Consider the following 7010-nt stretch of genomic DNA (forward strand, 5'->3'; position numbering starts at 1 on the left):
AGTTAAACGGCAAGCTCAGCAACAGACAGGGGTCGATTGATAGGAAATCTTTTCATATACCACTGTACGGTCGCGGTAAGTGCGGACTCCAGGAGATATGGTGCTGCCGCGGGGAAGAGCGTCTGTAGGATTCTGGTGTCCGCCTGCGAGTCACGGATGTCGCCGGGTCGCGACGCAACGTGCTCGATGTCCAGGCGGCGTCCCATTATCCGTTCAAGGATCTTGATGACCGTCAGCAGACTCGTACGGGTCCCGAATGCCAAATTCACCGGGCCGTTGTGGACGACTCGTCGTAGCACGGCATCGGCCAGAATCTCGGCTACCGATCCAACATAGGTGAAGTCCCGTGTCTGCCGACCGTCTCCGTGAACCTGCAGTTTATGCCCGTTGACGGCGGCTTCGACGAATTGTGGGATCACCGCCGCGTATGCGTGCCCACTGGACTGCATAGGTCCGAAGACGTTGAAGAAACGAATCGCGAGAACCGGTAGATCGAAGCAGGATGCATATGAGAGGGCATAACTTTCGGTCGCCAGCTTGCTTACCGCGTACGGACTTAGCGGACGAGGGAGCATGTCCTCTCGTTTTGGCAACTCGTGATTGCCGCCGTAAATTGATGACGAGGAGGCAACCACAACGTGTGCCTGGACCCGGCGTGCGGCTTCGAGAATTCTCAGCGTTCCGGTTACGTTCACCTCGTTGGAGGTGAGCGGATCGGCCAGGGACCGCGGCACGGATGGACGGGCGGCGAGATGGATGATTGCATCGGCTCCGATGACCGCTTTGTCAAGTGCGGCGCGATCCAGGATACTGGCCTCATGGATATCCACCGCGAGCCCATCGAGATTTTCCAGGGCGCCGGTACTCAAATCATCGATTACGGTAACCTCGGGCACGTTTTGTGCAAGAAGTGCCCGACAGAGATTCGCACCTATGAATCCAGCGCCACCGGTCACGACAATCTTCATTACGTCACCTCGATTAGTTCTTGATTTGAGTTCAGATGTCGCATGAAATGATTTAGAGTCCGGTCACCGACGCTCTCGCTGGACTGGACGTGTTCGTGGTCCAAGATGCCTCATATGAATGCCGGTCTAAGAGCTTTTTTTGAATCTTGGGTTCGGACAGTGAGTCGTGTCCAAGCGGTTCTTGGCAAGGCGAAAGGCCGAACCGATACCGGCTTAGTTATATCGGTTTGGCCGAGAACGAATCCAGGAAGTAGTTGGTCGTGGCCCGTCCGGACAAAAGATCTAAAACGGGATCTAAACGTGCCTCGCGATTCGAAGTCAGAACCTTCGACGTACGCTAAGCGTGGCGGATGTTGATATGTCTTCATGGCAACGCCGGAACTGTGTGGCCGTTTCAATTGTTATTGACTCTGATCTTCGCGCGAATATTCCCCATCGCACGCCAGAGCTTGACGCTGCCTCTCTTGTTGTTACCGCGCTCCTTGAGTAGCTGTCGAAAAAGGCTATCGTTTCCATCCCATATGGCCTGTCGGTCGAATTCGCGTCGGACTCTTTTTTGTCCGTTTTGTCCCATTCGCTGGGCAAGCTCCGGATCTGCGAGAAAACGGCCCAGGGCATCAGCGAGGGCGGCGGAGTCCGTTGGTTTGACGATGTATCCAGTCACACCGTCGACTACTGAGTCGATCGCTCCGGTGGCACTCGTAGTGACAACCGGACGCCCTGCGGCAGCTGCTTCGAGGGAAACGCCCGGAAATCCCTCGCGGTAGGTGGGCAGTGCCAGCACGTCCATTACATGGTAGGTCGCTGCGGTGTCAGTCAACCAGCCTGCCTGAATCACGCCGGGTGCGGTCAGTGTCGAAGCGACGCTGGCTGGCAGGGGATCATCGGGATCCGGCTCGCCTACTAGCAGGAGAAGCAGGCCGGGGAAACTCCGCTGGAGGAGTCGGTGTGCGGCGAGCAGCTCCACGATACCCTTGTCACCAGTAAGCCGGCCCACGAAGCCAATCACTTTTGCATCTTCGGGAATTCCGAATTTTTTACGAAGCAGGCTGGCGGCCTGTAGGAGCTCTTCGGTAGCAGAAAAATGATTACTATTGATTCCATTGGATGTACCGCTACCTAGGAGAACCCCTTTTCCGCGAGGCAGCAGACGTAGTCGCCGCGCTTCCTGCAGCAAGCTTGGGCTTACACAGAGGACTCGGTGCGCACTGAGGCACGCTACCCGTTCCGCGCTCCACAACACTGCTCGCTTCAGCCCGGTCGCGGTTTCCAGCCGTAGGCCGTGCAGTACGTAGACGCGGCAGGGAACGCCTGCAACGACGGCAGCGAGCCCACCGAGCAACCCGGCCTTGGGGGTTCCGATTTTTGTGATCGTAGGACGTTCTTTTCGTAGGATGCGAGTGATTGCGATGAGCGCCCGCAAGTCAGCGAGAGGGGCGATCTGACGTTCCATGTGCACAGGAATTGCATTGATTCCTTCACGTTGGGCGGTCGCCCACAGGGCTGGCCCCGGCGATGAGATCAAAGTGACGGAGTAGCCACGATTCCGCATGTCCGCAAGCTGGCCGCGGAGAAGTATTTGGGCGCTCATGGGAATAGTTACGATAAACACTATTTTTGTAGCGCTATTCGTTTGCGGATGAATCATCTCTGGGCGTCTGGTGCGTGAAATTTTTGTGGCGTTCATATTACTTACGGTAGCGGGCGTCTCATAAAAGCGGGTATCTGGCATCGAGTCTCCATAGTTTTTCTCGGCACGGCCGAGAAAAACGGTTATTCCCAGTCGAAAGGTGGCGATCGTACTGACTGTATTCAGTTGGTATCAAGGCCAACCGCGTCGCGCCATCTTGATGCCCATGCGGCGAACGAATAGTGCTGTTGGACCGCGCTGCGGGAGTGTTTCCCAATTTTCGTACGTTCGGCGACATCCATTGTAAGAAGGGTGAGAATAGCGTCGAACCACTCGTCTTGGGTGGTGCTGGCTGTTCCGCCCAACCGAGCGAGCGCCAGTTGGTTCGCACCAACCGGAGAGCCGACAACTGGGACTCCTGATGCGCCGTACTGAAGGATCTTGTATGCGCATTTTCCGCGTTCGTAGGGTCCATCAACAAGCGGAGCGATGCTGACATCTATATCGACAAGAAGCCGGCCGATATCAAACTGGCTCCAGGGGACCCGCTCTGTTATGGGATCGAGAGAGCCAAGCGACGCGGCGCCGGCGCTAATGATTCGAAGCCGGGCACCTGTCTGGCGGTGAAGCTCAAGAAGCGGACGTTCGACGAGACGAAGATAGCGCTCGGTGCTCGGACTGCCGACCCAGCCGAGCAGGGGCGGATCAGAAACTATGTATCGATTTTTGCACGTATAGGTAACTGGGTCGACGCAACTCGGAATCATGATCACATCATGGCTAAATCCGCATGCCCAGTCCGCGAGAACATCGTTGCCAGCCACCACTCTGTCTGCGGCTCGCACCGCGGCAATACATTTTTTCGGTTTTGGGACGATCCGCCGAATCAAACCTCCGCTGGAGTCCCATTGTAGGGCGTCATCGAAGTCGTAGACCCCGAAGTCCGCAGCCGACAGCAGCTGCCGCTCGAGCTGGCCACGGCTGAAAGGGCTTGCCTCGCGGTGCAGTAAAAGTCGGCCTGATTGCCTCTGGCGCAGCGCACGTGTAGCTCGTTCAGCGCTGGCGACTGCCAGTGGTTGACGTGCCAGTGCGCGGGGCGCTGCGTTGTGCCGGCCGAGATAATCATGTACTTCGGCATCCAGCTGGAGCCACCGCAACCAATCAAGAACCCGTACCCGTGAGCTGCCTCCGCCGGCACCGTAGGGTGTCACAACTCGCAGCTCTGGCCGATTTGATTGAATTAATGTCAAGTATGACTCTCCGTTCGATGAATGCATTGATGAGTTATCTGTAAAATGATTGTGAATGTTGCCTGGAAGTCGAATTTATTAAGAGAAAAACAATTATCCTAACAAGATTGAAAAATATTTCGGCGTAGAATCGTATGTCAGTTGGGGGCTCTGCGGGCTTCTCCTCGATGGTAATTTCTGCAGGCGGGGTGCAGGGATCGATGCTTGCCGTTGTGAATCATAACGTGGCTAGATGGGTACCGTCCGTATTGAACTGCCTGGCGTGGCGGTGGCTACGCATCGATGAGTTGCCCTGTTAGATCCCTATTTGGGATGGGTTACGTCTGGCGTTGGCAGATTTAGAGATCTTGTTTGCATGGCAACCACGGTGTGGGCTTTTGAACGGACTACGCTGTGGCTGTCAGTGCTTCTTCTCAGTGCGCATCGCGCTGATGAGGGAACCGCCTGCTGGCGGCTCTCAAGGTTGGTCGGTGGCGGTCCAAGCGCTGCAAATCGGGGAAGACCGACCCGTTACCCTCGGACGAGTCACGCTGAACAATCAGGATGTTCGGAATTCGGGGGAATTGATGCTTGGTAATTACGCAGGACGTGTCGCTGGCGAGCGTGTTGTGCTGCAATCGGCACAATGATGGAATTTTTTATGTCGACGACCAGGATGCGGCATCGGAAGTTTGACTCAGCTGCGGCGGTGGAGTGTTCGCTAGGTATGTCGGGTCACGCCGATCGAATCAACCGGGTCATCCGGCCGATCGCTTTCGCGGTCGGGTGTCGTACGCAGGCAATCTCAGTGCCGATAGGAGTGATTACGACTGTTTTATTGCTCTGGGTTCTACTAGGCGACGAAATTGCCGCATGGCTTGTCGATCTGCTGTTGCTGTCGATCATTTTTGTCATCGCTCGGACAGCGCTGCTGGCCTGTGCCCTGTGGGCAGAACGTGCCGACGGTGAGCTCACGCGGATCGACGAACTGACTGGGTTGACCAATCGGCGTGGATTTCTGGAGCAGGCGGCATGCCTGCTCACCGATGTGCGGGAACCACCAATGGTGCCCGCCGGGGGCGGCGACCCGTCACCGGACACGCGAAGGCTCAGGCCGTGCGTCGCGCTGATGGTGATAGACATCGATCGTTTTAGTGAGATCAACAGTGCCCTCGGCTACGAGTACGGCGATCGTCTGCTGGTCGCGGTGAGCCGGCGGATCAGCGCGGTCCGACGCCCCGGGGATCTGATCGCGCGGATCAGTGGGGACGAGTTCGCGGTGCTGCTTCACGGGCTGGAAGCCGAGCGCGCGCGGCAGATGGTCACCGATGCCGCGATCGATGTACAGGAGGCTCTGGGCGCACCGTTCGTACTGGCCGGCATGCGGGCACCGCTTGAGGTGAAGATCGGTATCGCGTTAGCTCCCGATCACGGTAGCGACATCGGTGCGCTGCTGGGCAGCGCATCCCTGGCTCTCCGGGAGGCGAAGAAGTCCCATGCTGGCCACCGCGTGTATGACACGGGCTTGCCGCGCCCCAGCCCGGCTCGGCTGCGGTTGCGCACTGAGCTTCGTACGGGGTTGCGCAACGGGCAGATCGAACTGCGTTACCAGCCCAAGGTCGATCTACGTACCGGCCGTATCACCGGCATGGAGGCGTTGGTGCGTTGGTGCCATCCTGTCGACGGTGTCCGCTCGCCGCAGCTTTTTCTCCCGGACATGGAGACCGTTGGCCTGATGCCGGCGCTGACCGCGTTCGTCCTTCGGACCGCGTTGGCCGAGTGCGCACGGTGGCGCGCCGGGGGCATAGCATTGTCAGTATCGGTGAACGTTCCGGCATCCGTGATCGTCGATGCCGCCTTCGTGTTCGAGGTGCGTGACGCCCTGGGCAAGGCGGCTGTGCCTGCCGCCGCGCTCTGTGTGGAGATCACGGAGGACTCGATGATGACGCGACGTGATCATGCTCAGCGCACACTTACCCGGCTGCGGGCGCTGGGTGTCCGGGTCAGCCTCGACGACTACGGCAGCGGCTACTGCTCCTTGGCCTATCTGCGCGACCTTCCAGCCGATGAGCTCAAGCTCGACCGGGCACTCCTGCGGGAGGTCGAATGGGATGCCGCAGCTGCGGAGATCATTCGTTCGACCATTGCCCTGGCGCACGCGCTCCGCCTGCGGATAGTCGCCGAAGGCGTCGAGACAATCCGGCTGTGGGCGCTGTTGGCAGCTTGGGGATGCGACGAGGTGCAGGGTTATTTCGTCGCCCGGCCAATGGCTGGTGATCAGGTTCTCCCCTGGCTGCGCCAGTGGGCTGGCCACACTCGGTTGCCCCAGACTGCGATCACTTTGGGCGTTGGCGCGCCGGTAGGGGACGGCTACTCATGCGCACGGCGCGGGTCAACAGTTGCAGCGGCTGTGCCAGCGCGGCGCTGATCTGCTCGGCGCAGGACCGGAACACCTCGATCGACGATCCGATCGGATCGTCGATGTCATCGTCGGTGGGCCGCTCGGGCCGGTTCAGGCCCCGGCAGCCCACCGCGCGGGCAACCAGGGCGTTACCACATCCCCGGACAACATCCACCGTGGTGTCCGAGAGGGTGATCTCGCTAGGGGTGATGCCGGCGGTCAGCCGGGCGAACTCCCGTAGCGTAAAGGTACGGCGCAGAATCTTCGGCACCATCGTCACAACGATGCTGCGGTGCTCGCGCTCCGCACATAGCACCAGGTCAGCGCTGCTCAGCATGGCAGCGTCAACACGGCGCGCGGTGAAGCCGTCTGGGGAAAGGCCTCGTTCGGCAAGGAGCGTCGTGGTGGCGTGGTGCATGTGCGCGCCGTCAAGGGCGCGGGTACCGGCGCTGCGAACGGTCACGGAACTCGCGTAGGGACCCAGGCCGGCCTGGAGCGCCGCGACGGCGAGGTACTCCGCCATGGGTGACCGACACAGATTGCCCGTACAAACCATCAGAACGTGCCATGGTGGCGCCACATCGTCCGCCGATCCTTCGAGCCCAATATTCGTACAGTGTCAAACTACTTTTTGTAGTGAAAATATTACTATCTATGTTGTCGACGACCCATCGTGGCGCGCTCTGGCTTGAGTGGCAACTGAGAGTAGGCATGTTGTTGCGACACGTGCCACGACACTCTTTTGGATAAGGGTTCGTTCTGTCACACTCCGTATGTGAATA

5 protein-coding genes are annotated in these 7010 nt (G+C 58.9%); 1 reads left to right on the forward strand and 4 read right to left on the reverse strand.

Annotation, left to right across the window (positions count from 1 at the left end; all coding sequences use genetic code 11):
- Positions 1–2: 2 nt before the first annotated feature.
- The 3 genes from MJ783_RS03680 to MJ783_RS03690 form a co-directional block, all read right to left on the reverse strand.
- Positions 3–968, reverse strand: coding sequence for an NAD-dependent epimerase/dehydratase family protein (locus MJ783_RS03680; RefSeq protein WP_239308496.1), 966 nt, complete (start codon positions 966–968; stop codon positions 3–5).
- A 394-nt stretch (positions 969–1362) separates the two neighbouring features.
- The gene (locus tag MJ783_RS03685; protein ID WP_239308497.1) at positions 1363–2700 is read right to left on the reverse strand and encodes a glycosyltransferase family 4 protein; all 1338 of its coding nucleotides are present in this window, start codon (positions 2698–2700) and stop codon (positions 1363–1365) included.
- 80 nt (positions 2701–2780) lie between these two features.
- On the reverse strand, positions 2781–3809 hold the full coding sequence (locus MJ783_RS03690; protein ID WP_239308498.1) for a glycosyltransferase: 1029 nt from the start codon (positions 3807–3809) through the stop codon (positions 2781–2783).
- 826 nt (positions 3810–4635) lie between these two features.
- Between MJ783_RS03690 and MJ783_RS03695 the strand changes: the two genes are divergently transcribed.
- Entirely contained in the window at positions 4636–6255 is a 1620-nt protein-coding gene (locus MJ783_RS03695; protein ID WP_239308499.1) for a bifunctional diguanylate cyclase/phosphodiesterase, read from the forward strand.
- Here MJ783_RS03695 and MJ783_RS03700 read toward each other — a convergent pair.
- On the reverse strand, positions 6164–6784 hold the full coding sequence (locus MJ783_RS03700) for a protein tyrosine phosphatase (RefSeq protein WP_255724359.1): 621 nt from the start codon (positions 6782–6784) through the stop codon (positions 6164–6166). The two genes, MJ783_RS03695 and MJ783_RS03700, sit on opposite strands and share 92 nt — an antisense overlap.
- Positions 6785–7010 lie beyond the last annotated feature (226 nt).

Source organism: Protofrankia sp. Cj3 (assembly GCF_917627355.1).
In the GTDB taxonomy this organism is placed as follows: Bacteria; Actinomycetota; Actinomycetes; order Frankiales; family Frankiaceae; genus Protofrankia.